16 protein-coding genes and 1 pseudogene are annotated in these 20,243 nt (G+C 38.8%); 6 read left to right on the top strand and 11 right to left on the bottom strand.

What is annotated here, in order from left to right:
• Nucleotides 1-93 precede the first annotated feature (93 nt).
• From ACFIMQ_RS00900 to ACFIMQ_RS00885, 4 genes and pseudogenes are all read left to right on the top strand, one after another.
• Nucleotides 94-727 (top strand): annotated as a pseudogene (locus tag ACFIMQ_RS00900) (shikimate kinase).
• Nucleotides 702-1,835, top strand: a complete 1,134-nt coding sequence (aroB, locus tag ACFIMQ_RS00895; RefSeq protein WP_375703203.1) for a 3-dehydroquinate synthase — start codon at nucleotides 702-704, stop codon at nucleotides 1,833-1,835. Before ACFIMQ_RS00900 ends, aroB begins: the two are co-directional and overlap by 26 nt.
• 401 nt (nucleotides 1,836-2,236) lie before the next feature.
• Nucleotides 2,237-2,620, top strand: coding sequence for an MliC family protein (locus ACFIMQ_RS00890; RefSeq protein WP_375615694.1), 384 nt, complete (start codon nucleotides 2,237-2,239; stop codon nucleotides 2,618-2,620).
• Nucleotides 2,621-2,637: 17 nt separating this feature from the next.
• Nucleotides 2,638-3,030 (top strand): MliC family protein, encoded by a 393-nt coding sequence (locus tag ACFIMQ_RS00885; RefSeq protein ID WP_375703202.1) that lies wholly within the window; start codon nucleotides 2,638-2,640, stop codon nucleotides 3,028-3,030.
• A 14-nt stretch (nucleotides 3,031-3,044) separates the two neighbouring features.
• Here ACFIMQ_RS00885 and mnhG read toward each other — a convergent pair whose 3' ends face one another.
• The 7 genes from mnhG to ACFIMQ_RS00850 all read right to left on the bottom strand — a co-directional run bounded on the left by mnhG (nucleotide 3,045) and on the right by ACFIMQ_RS00850 (nucleotide 9,820).
• The gene (gene mnhG / locus ACFIMQ_RS00880) at nucleotides 3,045-3,452 is read right to left on the bottom strand and encodes a monovalent cation/H(+) antiporter subunit G (protein WP_375615692.1); all 408 of its coding nucleotides are present in this window, start codon (nucleotides 3,450-3,452) and stop codon (nucleotides 3,045-3,047) included.
• Entirely contained in the window at nucleotides 3,449-3,730 is a 282-nt protein-coding gene (locus tag ACFIMQ_RS00875; protein ID WP_375607884.1) for a K+/H+ antiporter subunit F, read from the bottom strand. The genes mnhG and ACFIMQ_RS00875 overlap by 4 nt, the downstream gene beginning before the upstream one ends.
• On the bottom strand, nucleotides 3,730-4,212 hold the full coding sequence (locus ACFIMQ_RS00870) for a Na+/H+ antiporter subunit E (RefSeq protein WP_375615691.1): 483 nt from the start codon (nucleotides 4,210-4,212) through the stop codon (nucleotides 3,730-3,732). Before ACFIMQ_RS00870 ends, ACFIMQ_RS00875 begins: the two co-directional genes overlap by 1 nt.
• Nucleotides 4,209-5,831, bottom strand: a complete 1,623-nt coding sequence (locus ACFIMQ_RS00865; RefSeq protein ID WP_375703201.1) for a monovalent cation/H+ antiporter subunit D — start codon at nucleotides 5,829-5,831, stop codon at nucleotides 4,209-4,211. Before ACFIMQ_RS00865 ends, ACFIMQ_RS00870 begins: the two co-directional genes overlap by 4 nt.
• Nucleotides 5,831-6,172: a Na+/H+ antiporter subunit C gene (locus ACFIMQ_RS00860; RefSeq protein WP_375703200.1), complete on the bottom strand. Its 342-nt coding sequence runs from the start codon at nucleotides 6,170-6,172 to the stop codon at nucleotides 5,831-5,833. Before ACFIMQ_RS00860 ends, ACFIMQ_RS00865 begins: the two co-directional genes overlap by 1 nt.
• Nucleotides 6,172-9,093: a monovalent cation/H+ antiporter subunit A gene (locus ACFIMQ_RS00855; RefSeq protein ID WP_375615688.1), complete on the bottom strand. Its 2,922-nt coding sequence runs from the start codon at nucleotides 9,091-9,093 to the stop codon at nucleotides 6,172-6,174. The genes ACFIMQ_RS00860 and ACFIMQ_RS00855 overlap by 1 nt, the downstream gene beginning before the upstream one ends.
• A gap of 229 nt (nucleotides 9,094-9,322) precedes the next feature.
• Nucleotides 9,323-9,820, bottom strand: a complete 498-nt coding sequence (locus ACFIMQ_RS00850; protein WP_375703199.1) for a BA14K family protein — start codon at nucleotides 9,818-9,820, stop codon at nucleotides 9,323-9,325.
• A 165-nt stretch (nucleotides 9,821-9,985) separates the two neighbouring features.
• On the opposite strand from ACFIMQ_RS00850, the gene ACFIMQ_RS00845 reads away from it, so the two are divergent.
• The gene (locus tag ACFIMQ_RS00845) at nucleotides 9,986-11,083 is read left to right on the top strand and encodes a carboxynorspermidine decarboxylase (RefSeq protein ID WP_375703288.1); all 1,098 of its coding nucleotides are present in this window, start codon (nucleotides 9,986-9,988) and stop codon (nucleotides 11,081-11,083) included.
• Nucleotides 11,084-11,136: 53 nt separating this feature from the next.
• Nucleotides 11,137-12,375: a saccharopine dehydrogenase NADP-binding domain-containing protein gene (locus ACFIMQ_RS00840; RefSeq protein ID WP_375615687.1), complete on the top strand. Its 1,239-nt coding sequence runs from the start codon at nucleotides 11,137-11,139 to the stop codon at nucleotides 12,373-12,375.
• 1,117 nt (nucleotides 12,376-13,492) lie between these two features.
• On the opposite strand, the gene lpdA is transcribed toward ACFIMQ_RS00840, so the two are convergent.
• The 4 genes from lpdA to sucD form a co-directional block, all read right to left on the bottom strand.
• Nucleotides 13,493-14,899 carry a dihydrolipoyl dehydrogenase gene (lpdA, locus tag ACFIMQ_RS00835; RefSeq protein ID WP_375615686.1) on the bottom strand — a complete coding sequence of 469 codons (1,407 nt, stop codon included), beginning with the start codon at nucleotides 14,897-14,899 and terminating at the stop codon, nucleotides 13,493-13,495.
• Nucleotides 14,900-14,930: 31 nt separating this feature from the next.
• Entirely contained in the window at nucleotides 14,931-16,142 is a 1,212-nt protein-coding gene (gene odhB, locus ACFIMQ_RS00830; protein WP_375615685.1) for a 2-oxoglutarate dehydrogenase complex dihydrolipoyllysine-residue succinyltransferase, read from the bottom strand.
• A gap of 33 nt (nucleotides 16,143-16,175) precedes the next feature.
• On the bottom strand, nucleotides 16,176-19,175 hold the full coding sequence (locus ACFIMQ_RS00825) for a 2-oxoglutarate dehydrogenase E1 component (protein ID WP_375615684.1): 3,000 nt from the start codon (nucleotides 19,173-19,175) through the stop codon (nucleotides 16,176-16,178).
• A 165-nt stretch (nucleotides 19,176-19,340) separates the two neighbouring features.
• Complete coding sequence (sucD, locus tag ACFIMQ_RS00820; RefSeq protein ID WP_375615683.1) at nucleotides 19,341-20,243, bottom strand: succinate--CoA ligase subunit alpha; 903 nt, start codon at nucleotides 20,241-20,243, stop codon at nucleotides 19,341-19,343.

The following is a 20,243-nucleotide window of genomic DNA, read 5'->3' as shown; positions in this document are numbered from 1 at the left end:
TAATAAACTTTTTCCAAAATACTCTATCTCTTATTCTATCTTATAAAGATTAACAGGAATTGACTTTCAAGCAGATAAATGCCGAAATAAGCTATGAAAAATAATCGACCCCAACATCCCTCTATGTCACAAGTAAAGAAACAACTCTTATCATCTCTCGATAACCAAGCTCTTGTGTTTGTTGGTCTTATGGGGGCAGGAAAATCAGTCATCGGAAAACGTGTTGCTAACATGCTTGGTTTACCCTTTTATGATTCTGATCAAGAAATCGAAAAAGCAGCACAAATGCCTATCACAGAAATTTTTAAAATCTACGGTGAAGCGGAATTTCGTACTCTTGAACAGCGTGTTATTCTCAATCTCATAAAAAAAAGCCCTCTTGTTTTAGCGACAGGTGGTGGCGCCTACATGAATCAAGATACACGAAAAGCCATCCATCAAAATGGAATATCCATCTGGCTGAAAGTAGATCTTGATATCCTTATGCAACGTGTTTCCAAGCGTCCAACACGACCACTTCTTCAAACAGCAAACCCTAAAGAAACGATGCAACAACTCATGGAACAGCGCTATCCTCTCTATGAAAAAGCAAATTTAACAATTAACAGTCATAAAGAAAGCCCCTACAGAGTAGCAAAAAATGTCATACGATCTATACAGCACTACCTCTATACAAAAAAATAACGATAGAAAGAACAAGCATGAAAGCCAAAACCGTCACCATTAAATTAGACAAGCACTGTTATAATATCATCATTGGTCCGGGTCTCATTACACAAGCTTCTTTACAGATTAAACATGCTCTTCAGCAAAAAAATTTTCATCAAACGCGTTTAGCAATTGTTACAGATACAAATGTTGCATCCCTCCATTTGGATACATTACAAACAGAGTTTAAAAAAAATAAAATCCATACTGTCCCTATTATTGTAGAAGCGGGAGAACAATCAAAATCATTTTCAACCCTGCAAGTTGTCATCGATCAAATTCTTGCTGCGCGTTTAGAAAGAGGGGACTGTGTTATTGCTTTTGGTGGTGGTGTCATTGGCGATCTAGCAGGATTTGCGGCAAGTATGATCCGCCGTGGTATGAACTTCATCCAAATGCCCACAACGCTTCTTGCGCAAATTGATTCCTCTGTTGGTGGAAAAACGGGTATCAACAGCCGATATGGCAAAAATCTTATTGGTGCGTTTTATCAACCGCAATGCGTTATTGCTGACACATGTATCCTTGATACCCTACCACTACGTGAATTTCGTGCTGGTTACGCAGAAATAGTCAAGTATGGACTCATTAACCAACCTGATTTCTTTGAATGGCTTGAAAAAAATGGACAAGAAATTTTTTCTAATGGCTCTATACGAACAGAAGCAATTGTTCGCTCATGCCAATTTAAAGCTACCATTGTAGCACGTGATGAATATGAGAAAGGAGAGCGTGCACTCTTAAACCTCGGCCATACATTTGGACACATGCTTGAAACAGCAACCGCTTATGACTCAAAGCGTTTAATTCACGGTGAAGCTGTAGCAATTGGAATGGTTCTCGCGCATCAATTCTCTGCCCAACTGAATCTAATAGACTCCACGCTCATACACCGCATCGAAGCACACCTTAAAACCATAGGATTACCTACACAATTAACAGATATCCCAGGGGGTCTACCAGATGCTGAAACTTTAATGACTCTCATCGCCCAAGACAAAAAAGTTTCACAAAATAATTTGACCTTCATCTTAACGCGCGGACTTGGTCAATCATTTATTGCAAAAAATGTTCCACCAGATGCAGTTTTGTCCTTTTTGGAACAAAAATTAACAGAAATTCGTTAATTCATATTGAATATAATTGATTCGTTTTTATACTTCTATTAAAGGAATAAAGATGATGATGTCTGCGTAGCTCAGTAGGATAGAGCACAGGATTCCTAAAGAAATTGGGCACTTTGAGGGGAAATCCCCAAAGTGAATCTGCTCAAATTCGGGGAAAGCTTCATGGGCAACTATATGCCAATCCCGAGCCAAGTCTCTCTTCAAATGAGAGAAAGGTGTAGAGACTGAACGGGCAGCACCTAAAAGGCGTAAGCTTCAAGGTGAAGAGACAGTCCAGACCACAAACAGCCGATAAGGCTGGCGGTGAAAATCGAAGTGGTATGAATCCTGGGGTCGCAGGTTCGAATCCTGCCGTAGACACCATCATATAGGATAAATTACTTTTCATATAGGGAAGCATTATGAAAAAAACTCTACATATTTTAGGATTTTTTTCCTCTTTATTATTTTTCAATGTCAGCTGTGCCTTGGCTGCTTCTTTAATCATTGAGGTATCAGATAATCCAGAAAAACAAACTATAACCTATCAATGTAATATAGGAGGAAATAAAGAACGCGTTGAAGCAACCTATCACAACGCTGACAATATTTCATTAGTTGATTTCAAATGGAAAGGCGATCACATTATCGCTGCTAATGTTATTGCTGCTTCTGGAGCAAAGTATGTGGGGGAGCAATATATTTGGTGGGAAAAAAATAAAGAAGTAACACTTTATGATCTTATTCAAGATCCAGAAGAAAAAAATCCCATCCTCTGTAAGGATGAATCACTGTTATTATTTTAAATAACTGAGGAAATATCATGAAAAAAATTACTTTTATTGTAGGATTTTTTGCTGCTTTAAGTATGCCACTATTCGGTTCACTCAATGCCCTTGCTGGCTCTTTAGTTATTGAGGTACCGGATGATCCAGAACCAACAACAGAAGTTGCTACCTATCAATGCGATACAGGCACAAGTAAAGAGCGTGTTGAAGCGACCTATCTCAATGCTGGTAACATTTCACTTGTTGATTTCAAATGGAACGGAAAGCGTATCATCGCTTCCCGTAGCATAAGTGCTTCTGGAGCAAAATATATGGGAGGACCATATATATGGTGGACAAAAGGAAACGAAGCCATACTTTCTGATCTCATTAATGATCCAGAAAATAAAAAACCTATTCAATGTGTAGAAGAACAAAAAACAGAATAAAAAAGCTTATCATCTTAAAAGTCGCTCTGGCTCGTATCACATGATATTTCTTCTGAAGCAGATGTTTGTTCTTCCATCTGACGTGATAAAAGAGCCAGCGGTTTTTTTAATTTATTTTTTGAATAGTGCCGATAAGCCGACGCTTGTGATACGAGCATAGAAGCGACAGGCATTGTTATAAATAAAAAAATCATCAACAAAAATTCATGAAAAACAAAATGATGATCTATAAAAATTGAATAAAGAAACGACGCAATAAGAATACTGCCAGCACCCCAACTTGTACTCAACGAAAGCATATGTAAACGCTTATAAAACGTGGGAAGGCGCACCAATCCTATTGTTCCAATCAATGTGAGACCAGATCCTAATATCAAAAAAAACGTAACAGCAATAGCAACAACAAGCGATACATCCTTCATTCAATAATTTCTCCTCGCATGAGAAATTTTGCCAACGCAATACTTGATACAGGACCCAACAAGCCAATAATAAGCGCCGCAACAAAATAAATAGTTGTTCCTGAACGGATATCGAATGTAAGAAATAAAAGAATAGTGATTATATAAAGAGCATCCAACCCTACAATCCGATCTTGCGCCCGTGGCCCACGAATCAACCGAAACAGTGCAAGAATCATTGCCAAACTTAAAAAAAACTGCGAAAGATAAAGTCCCCAATAAAGGATCACCATACTCATTAAAAAATCTCCAAAAGTAATTGCTCATAGCGTTTTTTGATCAATTTTTGATAATCATATTCATTTTTAAAATTTAAGACATGAAGTAAAAGTTCACTATTTTTTCTATTATAGGCAATCCAAACAGTACCTGGAGTTGCTGAAAGAATACATGCCAAAACAGCTAAAGCTGTACGACTTTCGAGCGAAATGGACACCACAATAAAACCAGACTGATGTTTTCGAGATCTTTTGGTTAAAACGAAGCAAGCCACTGCAATATTTGAAACGATAGAATCGATAAACACGCGAAAAAACAACTGAAAAACTGCCCGCCAACTTTTAATGGTTATCTTTTCCGACTCAAGAAGCCGCATCATCCAGCCCCCAAACAACGCGATGATAACACCTAAAAGAAATTGGCCGAAACTAAAGCCATTTAAGATCAGCCACATAAAAACAATTGCTACGCTAGAAAAAGGGAAAAAATAACAATATTTCATTGATTCATCCCCCTATTTTCTAGAGAAAAATCATCCAAAACGCTTCCAATATAGTTTTGAGGTTCATACAAAGTTCTGGCCGTTTCCAACATATAATGACTAACAGGACCAGCAACAATTGTAATAAGAAAACACAAAGCAAGGAGAACGGCAACAGAAGCAAATTCAATCACCTGCACCCTTGGAATTCTGCCTTCAAGAGAAACCCAAAAAGTTCGAATCCCCGTTCGTGTCATCGCAATTAAAGCCGCAAAACTAGATATGGTAACAAAAATCATAAAAAGCCAATCATGATAAACGGGCAGAGAGGTAGAAATATTTTCTTTACTATAGTTTAAGAGTGCCACGAACATCATAAACTTAGCAACAAAACCAGAAAAAGGTGGTAGACCAATAATCAAAAGTGCACAAAGCCCAAAACAAGCCCCAAGAATTGCCAAAGTTACCGGCAAATAGGTTCCCACTTCATCTTCTTCCTCCTCTTCATCGTCACCATAAACTTCCATTGTAACCGTCAAAACATTGGCTGCCACATCTTGACAACGTTCAACCAACTCCACAACAAGAAAAAAAGCACCAAGTGCCAATGTTGAGGAAACAATATAAAAGAGTGCACCTGCAATCAATGCTGTGTTGCCAATCCCAATCGCTGTCAACAAAGTCCCAGAAGAAACCAAAACACTATAAGCTGCCAAACGTACTAAGACTTGGCTTGCCAACACCCCAATAAAACCAAAAGCCATAGTGGCAAGACCACCGTAAAATAAAACCGTTTGACCAAAATGGCTAAAATGTCCACTTTCAGGCCCAAACCATAACAATGTTAAACGTAAAATAATATAAATACCAACTTTGCTTAAAAGTGCAAAAGAAGCTCCAACGGGCGCTACTGCTGCACTGTACGTTGGCATCAACCAAAAATTCAATGGCCACACTCCTGCTTTAAGCAAGAAAGCAACTCCCAAAAGCTCAGCTCCTATTTCGAATAAAATCATATCGCTAGAGGCTATATATTTTATTTTTACAGCCAAATCAGCCATATTGAGCGTGCCCACAATTCCATAAATAAGCGCCGCGCCAACCAGAAAAAACAATGAAGCAACCAGATTAACCACGACATAATGCAACCCAGCACGCACACGTAACGGACCAGATCCATGCAACGCAAGCCCATAAGAGGCTGTTAACATTACTTCGAAAAATACAAATAAATTAAATAAATCACCTGTCAAAAAAGCGCCGTTTATTCCAACCATGAAAAATTGCATCAATGACTGAAAATGAGAACCCGCTTTATACCAATGTGCTCGTGCAAAAACCAATGCTGCAGTGGTCAACAGACTAGAAAGTAAAAGCATCATAGCACTTAAGCGATCAAGCACCAAAACAATACCGAAAGGGGAAGGCCAATTACCAAGCCGATAAACATCCAAGGCTGGTGCAACTTCAAGAGCACGCCTCACCAATAAAACAGCAATAATAATTAACAATACAGCGGAAAAAATACTTATAAGTGATTTCAGTTTTGAACGGCGTTCATCATAGAAAAGAAGAAGAGCCCCTGTAATTAACGGCAAAAGAATAGGCAAAATAAGAAGATAATGCACGCAAGCTCCCATCACTGTACCTCACGTCCATCAACGTGATCTGAACCTGTTAAACCGCGTGAAACCAACAAGATAACCAAAAATAACGCTGTCGTTGCAAAACTGATCACAATCGCAGTTAAAATCAAAGCCTGAGGAAGAGGATCAACATAATTAGCTGTATTAATCACTGTAGTAGGATCAACAATTGGCGCCGCATTACTGCGGGGTCTACTCATTGCAAATATGAAAAGATTAACACCATGAGATATTAAAGACAAACCAAGAATGATTTGAAAAGTTCTAGGACGCAAAATAAGCCAAATTCCAGATCCAACAAGAACACCAATAGCCAAAGAAAGAATAATTTCCATCAATTTTCCTTCTCTTTCAAAGCGGGTTTTTTACCGATTCGGTAACTACGAATTGACTGATGTGCAAGTGCAATTAAAATGAGAACCGTTGCTCCCAACACAAGAGAAAACACACCAAAATCAAACAAAAAAGCAGATGCTATAGGAATCTTTCCAATCAACGGCACATGAATATATTGAAAAAATGATGTTAAAAAAGGATACCCAAAAAACAAAGCCCCTATTCCCGTTAGAGCCGATAGCAATAACCCGAAACCCATCCAGCGTAAAGGCAAGACTCTCAAATGGTTTTCTACCCAACGAATATCTTGTGCAAGGTATTGCAAAATAAAGCCTATCGCTAAAGTGACTCCACCGACAAATCCCCCTCCTGGAAGATCATGGCCTCGCACGAATAAATAAACAGCAAAAGCGATAATAACCGGAAAAAGCCACCCCATAATAACAGAAGGAATAACGAGATAATTCAACACTGTATCCCCCACATTCCGATCCGGCTGAGCCTTATCAAAAGCTTCCTGAACACGTTGTTGAAACGGTGCATCAATACTTTCAGGAGCAGGACGGAAGCGACGCAAAAGAGCAAAGACAGTCAGTGAAACAGCCCCCAAAACCACAATTTCTCCCATAGTATCAAAACCACGGAAATCAACCAATAACACATTCACAACATTGCGACCACCAGCACTAGAATAAGCATTCTTCAGAAAAAAATGAGAAACTGTTGTTCCTTGAGGACGTGTCATCACCGCAAAAGAGAGCCATGCAACACCAGCACCTCCCATAATTGCTATGATGAAATCACGGGCACGACGTACACGCACCCAAAAGTGAACAGACGTTGGAGCAGGATTATGCACACGCTTAGGCAACCAACGCAAACCAAGCAATAATAAAACAGCTGTCACGATTTCAACAACCAATTGCGTTATTGCCAAATCGGGCGCAGAAAGCCATAAAAAGGTTGCACAAGTCATTAGTCCTGCTCCCCCCAACAGCATGAGTGAAGCAAGACGGTGAAACTTTGCTTGCCAGGCCACTAAAAGAGCGCACAATCCACCGACTAACCAAAGAGCAAGAAAAGGGATATCAAGTGGAAAAAGTGGTAATCCTCCTAGTGCGATTAAACCATCACACCAAAGCAAAAGACCAACAAAAATAAAACACACACCAAAGATCCAATGCAACTGTATTTGCAAACGGCGTGTTGACAAAACAGATTCCACCGCACGTGCCCATTTCCAAGAAATAATCACAAGAACACGTTCAAAAATACGTGGTCCATTCAAATGACGAAAAAAAGGAGCACCATCATCACAGGATAAAAAATAACGATGCCCGACAACATAGAGCAATCCGCCCCCTAATAAAGCCACCAAGCTCATCATTAATGGCGTATTAATCCCATGCCAAACAGCTAAACTATAAGAGATCTTCATCGGTCCTAAAACAGACACAACAGCATTATCTAAAATAGGCCCGATTGTTAAATTAGGAAAAATACCAACTGCCAAACAAATAAACACCAAAAGCTCCATTGGTAAACGCATAAAATGCGGAGGTTCATGCGGAGTTTTGGGTAATTTATCCGGTTTTGGTCCCCAAAAGACACCATGAATAAAGCGTATAGAATAAGTCACACTAAACAAGCTAGCCAGCGTTGCTACATAAGGAGCAATCCAATCAAGCCATGATTCCATATGCGTTTCAACAGCCTCAGCAAAAAACATTTCTTTCGATAAAAAACCATTTAATAAAGGAACACCAGCCATCGCTGCACTTGCCACTAAAGCAAGAGTTGCTGTAATCGGCATAAAGCGATAAAGGCCTGTCAACTTACGCATATCACGTGTTCCGGTTTCATGATCAATAATGCCAGCAGCCATAAATAAAGAGGCTTTAAAAGTAGCATGATTGGCCATATGAAAAATCGCTGCAACACATGCAAGGGGACTCCCAAGGCTTAAAAGCGTGGTAATCAATCCAAGATGACTAATAGTCGAATAAGCAAGCAGTCCTTTCAAATCTTGCTGAAACATAGAAAAATAAGCTCCAAGAAGAAGTGTTGAAAGTCCTGAAAAGCCAACCAGCAAAAACCAAAGCTCTGTCCCAGAAAGCACGGGCCATAAACGAACCAGCAAAAACAACCCTGCTTTCACCATCGTTGCCGAATGCAAATAAGCCGATACAGGTGTTGGAGCAGCCATCGCGTTGGGTAGCCAAAAATGAAAGGGAAACTGCGCGCTTTTTGTTAATCCTCCCAATAAAATACAAATAAGGACAGGACTATAAAGAGAACTTGACCGGATCACATCTCCAGACTGCAGCACCTTATCCAAATCAAAACTGCCAACAATGTACCCAATCAATAAAACCCCAATAAAAAGGGCAAAACCACCAAAACCTGTAATCGTTAAAGCCATACGCGCCCCTTCACGCGCGCTAGCATTATGATACCAATAACCAATCAACAAAAAAGAAAAAATACTGGTAAGTTCCCAAAAAACAACCAAAAAAACGAGATTACCTGATAAAACAATCCCTGTCATCGAACCCATAAAGGCCAGAAAAAAGGAAAAAAATCGTGGTACAGAATCCGCCGGATCCATATAATAACGCGCATAAACAACAACAAGCAGCCCAATTCCTGTAATGAGCAAGCAAAAAAGCCACGATAGACCATCCATCCGAAGGATTAAATTTCCTCCCCATTCTGGAAGCCAAGAAATATCTAAACGTATAATATGATTTCCACAAACCGCAGGATAAAGCATGATTGTAAAAAAAAGACAGAAAAGTGCGACAATCCCAGCAAACCACGCTTCATTATTTTTTGCTGTCGAACGAAAAAAGCCAATGACAGCACTTCCACCAAAGGGAAGCAAAACGAGCAATACCAACATTGCTTCCCGTATTATCATTCTTTCAGCTCCATACTGCCCTTAAATATTTTGTCATTGACAAAACAAAATTTATATTTCCCCCCCCATTCCACACTTAATGATAATAAGATTTAATAAAACTTAAAAGCATTTAAATTTTTCAAAAACAATGCTTGCGTAAAAATACTGCGCACCATACAAGTTTTCTCCTTATTGTAAGAACAATAACGCCCACGACAAGAAGCAATTAAAATTTTATTTAATAATTCTATCCTTTAAAAAAGTGCGATAAACACTGTTTACGAGGACCATGAAAAGGCTGGAAACTATTATCATTTTTATTATAAGAGCGATAACGCACACGGCAAGATTCAATATGTTGTTTAAGCATCCATGGCTCTTTTTTTTCTAATTTTTCTGAAGAAGAAGCTAAAAACTCTCTTTTAGTATCTGATACAACTTTTAATGATGCGCCTTGTGTGCTTAAGTGCGGAGATGTAACAAATGCCGCTTCAGGATACCACCAATTATCTTTATACTTAACATAACCACGTCGATAATCATGATACCCCTTAAAACCATTAAGTTCTCTACGCCCAGTAAAAATCAAAGACACCGAATCCTCTTGGACAGAGGCGTTAGAAATCAGTTTGGCTTTAGCATCACTCCTATTTTGCACCAAATGAGTAAGAGTGGTTGTTATAATGAAAAAACTGCTAACAAATACAAAAGCTAAAGCATAATATAATTTTTTTTTCATACTCATAACGCAAAACTCAAAATAATAAACGACAGCAGTTACAGAAAGTCTTTCATTGCTAGACAGAAACAGTTTCTTTTCCTAAAATCCTTTTTTCTTGATACATTCTGTTACTCTTTATACTAAACGTTTATCTTGGCAATAAGATCCTTCAAAAAGAATGAATAAATGATGATAAAAACCCCCTATTATCTTATAGACAAATCGAAACTCATCAAAAATATGCAAACGATTTCTCGCTTACGGGAAATATCCGGAGCAAAAGTTTTGCTTGCTTTGAAATGTTTTGCCACATGGAGTGTTTTTGATTTAATGTCTGAGTTTATGGATGGAACTACATCATCATCCCTTTATGAACTTCATTTAGGAAGAGAAAAGTTTGGCAAAGAAACGCATGCCTATTCGGTTGCTTGGGCCGATCATGAAATTGATGAAGCCTGTGGTTATGCAGATAAAATTATCTTTAACTCAATCCAACAACTTCAACGCTTTTCTAATGCAACAAAAACCATTCAACGAGGTCTAAGATTAAATCCAGGAATTAGTGCATCGAATTTTGATCTTGCCAATCCATCCCGCCCTTTTAGTCGCTTAGGAGAAACAAATCAAAGTGCTATTAAAGAAGTCCTGCCTCTCATCAACGGCTTGATGATCCATAATAATTGTGAAAATGCTGATTTTAATCTTTTTAATCAAATGCTTGGGTATATGGAAGAAAAGTTTTCAGAGCTTTTTTCTGCCGTTGACTGGATAAGCCTTGGCGGCGGAATCCATTTTACCGCTGAAAATTATCCTCTAGAAGCTTTCGCAGAACGCTTAAAACACTTTTCCAAAACTCATGGTGTTACGCTTTTTCTAGAACCAGGAGAAGCCGCGATTACCAAAAGCACCACCCTAGAAGTCAGCGTTCTTGACACATTGTATAATCAAAAGAATCTTGCCATCGTCGACAGCTCAATTGAAGCACATATGCTTGACCTTCTCATTTATCGTGAAAATGCCAAATTAGAACCCAATCAAGGAGAATATGAAATTATGATCTGCGGAAAATCCTGCCTTGCCGGTGATGTTTTTGGAACTTTTCAGTTTCCAAAACCTCTTAAAATAGGGGATAGGCTGTCTTTTCAAGATGCAGCAGGGTATACAATGGTCAAGAAAAACTGGTTTAATGGTGTTACAATGCCTGCTATTGTTCTCAAAGAATGCGATGGCACATTAACACTGCAACGCCAGTTTAGCTATAACGACTATCAGGAAAGTCTTTCATAAAGATAACCATAAAAAACGTCATACAACAGTATTAAAAAGGAGATGAACCTACAATGAAGAAAAATGTTCTCATTATTGGTGCTGGAGGTGTTGCACAAGTTGTGGCGCACAAATGTGCTCAAAACAACGATATTCTTGGTGAAATTCACATTGCTTCACGAACGCTCAAAAAATGTGAAGCCATCATTGCTTCTATTAAAGAAAAAAACGCAATGAAAGAACAAGGTGTCTTCAAAAGCCATACACTCAATGCAATGAATGTAGAAGAAACTGTAAAGCTCATCCAAAAAACCAAATGCGAAATTGTCATTAATGTTGGTTCTGCCTTTCTTAATATGTCTATTCTTTCAGCTTGTATCGAAACCAAATGCGCTTATATCGATACTGCCATCCACGAAGATCCTCTTAAAATTTGTGAGACTCCTCCTTGGTATGGCAATTATGAATGGCCACGGCGTCAAGAATGTGAAAAAGCTGGTATCACCGCTATTTTGGGTGCGGGATTTGATCCCGGTGTCGTTAATGCTTACGCAGCATTAGCCCATAAATGTTATTTTGATAAAATCACAGACATCGATATTATCGATATTAATGCTGGGAATCATGGGCGTTGGTTTGCTACAAATTTTGATCCAGAAATTAACTTCCGTGAATTTACAGGACAAGTATGGTCATGGCAAAATAAAAAATGGACTTCCAATAAAATGTTTGAAGTCAGCCATGAATGGGATCTTCCAGTTGTGGGAAAACAAAAAGCCTATATGACAGGACATGATGAAATTCATTCACTTTCCAAAAATCTTGATGTAGAGAATGTCCGTTTCTGGATGGGATTTGGTGATCGTTATATCACTGTTTTTACGGTTCTAAAAAATCTTGGTCTCTTATCTGAACAGCCCATTAAGACAGCAGAAGGACAAGAAGTCGTACCCTTGAAAGTCGTAAAGGCCGTCTTACCCGACCCTTCCTCTCTCGCCCCAGACTACACAGGAAAAACCTGTATTGGAGATCTTATTAAAGGCGAAAAAGATGGAAAACCGAGAGAAATTTTTATCTATAATATAGCCGATCACAAACAAGCTTTTCATGAAACTGGGGCACAAGGCATTTCCTATACAGCTGGTGTACCAGCAGCCGCAACAGCTCTTCTTATTGCCACAGGTGAATGGGATGTTAAAACAATGGTCAACGTAGAAGAATTACCACCCCACCCTTTCCTCAAATATCTTGATCATATGGGGCTTCCCACTTTTATAAGAGAACAACAAGAGGATAAAAAATTACAATTCTAATACCTATAAAAAGCATAAACTTAATTTTTCAAGTTATCACAAAACTGCCAAATGAAAACAAACTTAATATTCTTATGAAATTATGTTTTTTCAAAAAAATTTTAGCTATTCGTTATATTTTGGTAACATTGGGATTTCTTAAAAACATTAAAGAAGATACAGATCATCTTTTTAAGATATAGCAAACCATGATAAAGAAAAATAGAATGGCAAAAAGAACTGATTTAATCACACTCTATGATCTGCCATTGTCATCAAAAAGATAGTGTTATCAACAAAAGATATAAAAATACCGCTCTTAAAAAAAGAGCGGTATTTTGTAAAATATTTGACATCCATCTTCACCTTAAAGGATGAAAATTTTTAACCGGCGCCAATCATTAAATAATTCAATTCCTCTTAATTTCTCACTTCATATGATTCATCATAATATATAACATTTTGATTTATAATGATACAATTTTCGTTCTTAATTTGAATCATAACGCCGAATACTGTAAAATTCTCTCATCATAAACTCTCTCTTATTGAATCAATTAAAATCTCTTGTCTGCACATCACAAACAAAGAAAGCGTGTAAACAAAAAACGATAAAAGAAAAGCTCCTCTTATGAAAACTCTCGAATAATAAATAGCTTTAGCAATGTTGAGGAATGGAAAAATTTAGGATAGTGTCAGCGTACATTTTTACTAAACGTGAAGATGACAGTTCATAATGAGTTTTATATACTTCACAAGGAATTTTATAGTTATACTATTCACAAACACCATAACGAAATAGCCTCTCGGAGCTTTGAAGAGATATTTTCTTAAAACAAAGCGCGCAAATAGGCTTCTACGCTCCATACCCTAGATATTTTATAACACTATAAAAAATACCTCATACGTAAATTTTTACGTAGACCAAATATCACCGCTCTAAACGATAAGATTTTACAGTACACCACGATAATCAATCAAAATAGCACAATCGAGCTCTAAAACAACAACTATTGAGCATACAACATTAAATGGAATATCTCATTATTGGTTTTATTCCTTCTAAAGTGCTATTGTATGCTTCACAAGCATTTGCTGCCCCCCTTGCTCTTTTTAAAATGTACCTTTTAAAAGATTTTTAAATATGAAGCGGTTTCGCAAATGTTGCTAAAGCTGCTTCACGCACTGCTTCCGATAAGGTAGGATGTGCATGGCAACAACGTCCCAGATCTTCTGATGAACCACCAAATTCCATTAAAACTGCAATTTCATGGATCATTTCACCAGCACCAAATCCAAGAATATGTCCCCCTAGCACCCGATCTGTTTTTTTATCAGAAAGGATTTTAACAAACCCATCACTCTTTTGCATTGCACGTGCACGACCATTAGCCATAAAAGGAAATTTGCCAACATTATACTCAATACCAGCAGTTTTTAATTCTTCTTCTGTTTTTCCTACACTAGCAATTTCCGGCTGAGTATAAACTACACTAGGAATAACATCAAAATTAACATGTCCTTTTTGACCTGCCAAAATTTCTGCCACAGCAACGCCTTCTTCCTCTGCTTTATGGGCTAACATTGGCCCTTTTACGACATCACCAATCGCATAAATTCCTGGAACATTCGTCTGCCAATGAGCATCAATTGCTATAAATCCGCGTTCATCTAACTGAACACCAGCCTCTTGTAAGCCAAGCCCCTCTGTATAGGGAGAACGTCCAGTAGCAATAAGCACAACATCAGCCTCTAAAGTTTCAGCCTCCCCCCCTTTGACAGTTTCAAAGCTCACCTGAGCCGTTGAGCCAGATTGTGTAATGGCTGTTACCTTTGCACCAGTTTTATATTCAATTCCTTGTTTTTCCATTAACTTCTGAAATTGCCGTGAAATTTCACCATCCATTGAACCCAAAATTTTATTATGATATTCAATAATGGTCACTTTAGCACCTAAACGGCTCCAAACTGATCCAAGTTCTGAACCAATAACACCAGCACCCACGACAATCATACGCGCAGGTACCTTTTCAAGTGAAAGCGCTCCCGTAGAAGAGACGATAGTCTTTTCATCAATTTCAACATTCACCCCTGGAATGCCCGAACTCTCCGAACCTGTCGCAATAATAATATTTTTTGTTTCAATCGTTTGTTTATTACCATCCTTGGCAACAACTTCCACATGACTCGCACTTAAAATTTTAGCTGTTCCCAAAAAAGTATCAATTTTATTTTTTTTCATCAAAAAAGAAACACCACTTGTATTGGCTGTCACTACAGCTTTCTTATGAACCATCATTTGTTCAAGATTAAGCTTAGGTTTCCCAATAGAAATACCAAGCGTTTCAAAACCATGCTGGATTTCAGCAAACACTTCTGAAGCATGCAACAATGCTTTAGAAGGAATACAACCAACATTGAGACATGTTCCCCCTAATGTTGTACGCTTTTCAATAATCGCTACTTTAAGCCCTAGTTGTGCCGCCTTTATTGCTGCTACATAACCACCTGGACCCGCTCCGATCACAGCCACATCATAAGACATCCGTTTCTCCTTTCATCCTGAAAACTGTATTTTACAAATCAAGAACAAGGCGTTCCGGATCTTCTAAGCTTTCCTTAACACGCACAAGGAAAGTTACAGCTTCTTGCCCATCCACAATACGGTGATCATAAGAAAGCGCTAAATACATCATGGGTCGGATTACCACTTGGCCCTCAACAACCATTGCTCGCTCTTTAATCGCATGCATTCCCAAAATACCAGATTGTGGTGCATTCAAAATCGGTGTCGACATCAACGACCCATACACACCACCATTGGTAATGGTAAAAGTTCCGCCTTGCATATCAGAAACAGCTAATTTTCCATCACGCGCAAGACGTCCCAAACGGCCAATTTCTTTTTCAATCTCTGCCAATGACATTTGATCTGCATCACGCACCACTGGAACGACAAGCCCTTTATCCGTTCCAACAGCAATTCCAACATTGACATAGTTTTTGTAAACAATATCTGTTCCATCAATTTCGGCATTAACAGCAGGAAGTTCTTTCAATGCATGACAAACAGCCTTAGTAAAAAAACCCATAAAACCAAGTTTAACACCATGTTTCTTTTCAAAAAGGTCCTTATAACGCTTGCGCAAATCCATCACCGCTGACATATCAACCTCATTAAATGTGGTTAACATTGCTGCTACATTTTGCGCATCTTTAAGACGGCGCGCAATTGTTTGACGCAATTTCGTCATACGAACCCGCTCTTCACGTATTTCTTGGACAGGAATTACCGAAGAACTTGTCGCAGAAGAAGAAAGTGTAGAGACGCTTGCTCTTTGTTCTAATCCACCAAGAACATCTTCTTTAAGAATTTGTCCACGTTTTCCAGAACCTGAAATATCGCTTTTTGCAACATTATTTTCAGCCATTAACTTTGCTGCCGAAGGTGAAGGAGGCATAGTGCTGCTCGAAGCAGGCTTCTCTGATTCAGATGAAGCAACTGGAACAGGTGCAGCAGAAGACGAAAATGATTGGGAGACACCAGCTTCGCCAGCTTCCACCGCTCCTAAAAGAGCATTCACTTCAACCGTATCGCCTTCTTTTGCGATGATTTCAGATAACTTCCCCGCAACAGGAGAAGGAACTTCAACTGTTACCTTATCAGTTTCTAATTCAACCAAAGGCTCATCCATAGCGACAGCTTCGCCAAGTTTTTTAAACCATTTGCCAACCGTTGCTTCAGTAACCGATTCGCCTAAAGTAGGAACACGGATTTCAGTAGTCATAATATTCTTTCCATACATCAGAGTAATAATAAGTTAAGAACCTAACGCGTCTTTAAGAAACGCAGCCAGTTGCTCAAGGTGTTTCACCATCAACCCAGAGGCCGGTGATGCACTCGCAGGACGTCCAGCATAACGAGCACGTGAATATTGCGCATTAATATGTGTCAAAACCCATTCCAAATAAGGCTCAATAAATGACCACGCCCCCATGTTTTTTGGTTCCTCTTGGCACCAAAAAACTTCTGCCTGCAAAAAGCGCGATAACACATTCACCAAAACTTTTGCAGGAAAAGGATAAAGTTGTTCAACACGAAGGAGATAAACATCATCGATACCCTTTTTTTCACGTTCTTCATAAAGGTCGTAATAAACCTTGCCCGTACAAAGAACGATACGACGAATTTTATTATCCTTTTGCAATTTAACGACAGAATCTTTGAGACATTCTGCATCATCAAGCAACACACGACGGAAACTCGTTTCTGGTCCCATTTCATCGAGAAAAGAAATAGCCCGCTTATGACGTAAAAGTGATTTTGGTGTCATTAAAATCAAAGGCTTACGGAAATCACGCTTAATTTGTCGACGCAAAATATGAAAATAATTTGCAGGAGTTGTACAATTAGCAACCTGCATATTATCTTCCGCACAAAGTTGAAGAAACCGTTCTAAACGTGCAGAAGAATGCTCCGGTCCTTGCCCTTCAAAACCATGAGGCAATAAGCACACAAGACCAGACATACGAAGCCACTTACGCTCTGCGGATGAAATAAATTGATCAAAAATGACCTGTGCACCATTAGAAAAATCACCAAATTGAGCTTCCCAAAGTGTTAATCCTCGCGGTTCAGCAAGAGAATACCCATATTCAAAACCAAGAACAGCTTCTTCAGAAAGCATAGAATTAACAACTTCATAAAGCGCTTGCCCCTTTTGTAAATGATTCAAAGGAATATAACGCGCTTCATTCTCTTGATCATAAAGAACTGAATGACGTTGTGAAAAAGTTCCACGTTCAACGTCCTCACCAGAAAGACGAACCGGCGCTCCTTCCAAACAAAGTGAACCAAAAGCTAAAGCTTCAGCAGTTGCCCAGTCAATTCCTTCACCGGTTTCAAACATTTTAGTACGGTTGTTTAAAAAACGCTGAATGGTTTTGTGAACATGAAAACCTTCTGGAATTTCGACAAGTTTTTGACCAATTTCCTTTAAAGTTTTTAACTCAACACCCGTTGTTTTGGAATTTTGCTCATCAGCATTACTAAAAGCTTTGATTCCCGTCCAACTTCCATCAAGCCAATCAGCCTTATTAGGCTTATAAGAAACACTTGCTTCAAACTCACCTTCAAGCTTATCGCGCCATAATTTTTTTTGTTGTTCAATTTCTTCTGAAGTAACTATTCCTTCTGCAATCAATTGGTCACCATAAAGCTGAAGAGTTGTTTTATGATTACGAATCGCCTTATACATAAGTGGCTGCGTAAAGGAAGGTTCATCACCTTCATTATGCCCATAACGGCGATAACAAAACATATCAATGACCACCGGTTTATGGAAAATTTGACGAAATTCTGTTGCTACTTTAGCAACAAAAACAACAGCCTCAGGATCATCACCATTCACATGGAAAATTGGTGCATCAATCATTTTTGCGACATCTGATGGATAAGGCGAAGAACGTGAAAAACGTGGAGCTGTTGTAAAACCAATCTGATTATTGATAATAACATGAAGTGAGCCTGCAACACGATAACCTTTAAGACCTGAAAGACCAAAAGTTTCTTGGATAACGCCTTGTCCTGCAAAAGCAGCATCACCATGAATAAGCAATGGCAACACTTTTGAACGCTCACTTAATGGGAGCGAATCAGTGTGCGTAGGTCCCACAAGTTGATCTTGTTTAGCACGAGCTTTTCCCATAACAACCGGATCAACAATCTCAAGATGAGAAGGATTAGGCAAAAGCGATAAATGAATTTTATTCCCATCAAAATCCAAATCAGCGGTAGTTCCTAAATGATATTTAACATCACCTGATCCTTCTACATCATCAGGCTTATAAGATCCGCCTTTGAATTCATGAAAGATAGCTCTATGTGGCTTGGCGAGAACTTGTGAAAGAACATTTAAACGACCACGGTGTGCCATTCCTAAAATAACTTCCCTAACCCCTAAAGCACTACCACATTTAATAATCTGTTCAAGAGCAGGAATCAGCGCTTCACCACCATCTAATCCAAAACGCTTTGTGCCTTTATATTTAGTATCTAAAAATTGTTCGAATCCTTCTGCTTGAATAAGCTTATTCAGGATAGCCTTCTTGTCTTGTTGTGTGAAAGCAATTTTATTATCTCGCCCTTCAATGCGCTCTTGAAGCCATGCTTTCTGAACCGGATCAGAAACATGCATATATTCCACACCGATTGTTGAACAATAGGTACGATTGAGGATCTCAAGCATTTGTGGAATAGTTGCATATTCCAACCCTAAAACATTATCAATAAAAATGGGACGCTCGTAATCAGCTGGAGTAAAGCCATAAGCCTCAGGAGAAAGTTCCTTATAATCTTCCAATTTTTCTGCCAATTGAAGAGGATCAAGCCGCGCACGAAGATGCCCTCGTGCTCGAAACGCACGAATCATCATAATTGCATGAACAGAATCACGCGTTGCACGAATAATATCTTGTGCACTGGAAGTTTTTTCCTTTTTTGCAGCACCTGTTACTGCTTTTTCCTTTAATTTATCACCAAGATATTTTTCAAGAGAAGACCAATCACCATCAAGAGCAGAAACCAACTCACCACCCGCCTTTAATGGCCAATGATCACGTTGCCATGTCGCTCCTTCAGCATTTTTGAGAACATCTTCTTTGTTATCATGAAGGCCTTCAAAAAAAGCACGCCACTGTGAATCAACACTGGTGTGATCTTTTTCATATTGAGCATAAAGTTGATCTATATAATCCGCATTCCCACCATAAAGAAATGACGTCTGTGCAAAAAGACTATTTATCTCATCCTGCCTTGCCATATACCTCTCCGGAACATCTATTCCGTCTCCTTATATCTTTTTTCGACCTTTCAATGCTCACAAAGCAAGCGACGCTTTGAACATTCAAAAAAGTTTTACCTTTTTATACTCAAGTTTTTTTTCACCTGAATTAAGAATATATTCTTATTCAGGTGAAATTTTCTTTTAGCCTTTCAAAACTGACATCAAAGTCTTACCTATCTGTGATGGTGAAGGAGAAACACGAATCCCTGCGGATTCCATTGCTGCAATTTTATCTTCTGCTCCACCTTTACCACCAGAAATGACAGCACCAGCATGTCCCATTGTACGTCCTGGAGGAGCCGTACGACCAGCAATAAAGCCAACAACTGGCTTTTTACGCCCTTTTCTTGCTTCATCTTGCAGAAACTGTGCGGCCTCTTCTTCAGCAGAACCACCAATTTCACCAATCATAACAATAGACTGGGTTTCATCATCCGCTAAAAACATTTCCAACACATCAATAAATTCAGTACCCTTAACAGGATCACCACCAATTCCTATAGCTGTCGTTTGTCCGAGACCTTCCTGACTCGTTTGAAAAACGGCTTCATAAGTCAAAGTTCCCGACCGTGAGACAACCCCAACAGAACCTTTTCTAAAAATAGAACCAGGCATAATACCAATTTTACATTCGTTTGGCGTGAGAATACCAGGACAATTAGGACCAATAAGACGAGATTTTGAGTTTTCTAATCGCGCCTTTACTTTCACCATATCCATAACAGGAATACCTTCCGTAATACAGATAATTAAACGAACTTCAGCTTCAATAGCTTCTATAATAGCTGCCGCAGCCCCTGCAGGAGGAACATAAATAACGGAAGCATCCGCGCCTGTTTTTTCTTTTGCTTCTGCAACATTAGCAAAGATAGGAAGAGTTTCACCTTTTGAACCTTCCCATGTTTCTCCACCTTTTTTAGGATTAACGCCACCAACCATTTGCGTGCCATGATAAGCAAGCGCCTGTTCTGTATGAAATGTTCCTGTTTTTCCTGTAAGCCCTTGAACGAGAACTTTCGTCTCTTTATTCACCAGAATCGACAT

Source organism: Bartonella sp. AD13SXNS (assembly GCF_042196465.1).
Taxonomy (GTDB): Bacteria; Pseudomonadota; Alphaproteobacteria; order Rhizobiales; family Rhizobiaceae; genus Bartonella.
The sequence above is the reverse complement of the archived record's forward strand: the minus strand, read 5'-3'. Positions and strand labels throughout refer to the sequence as shown.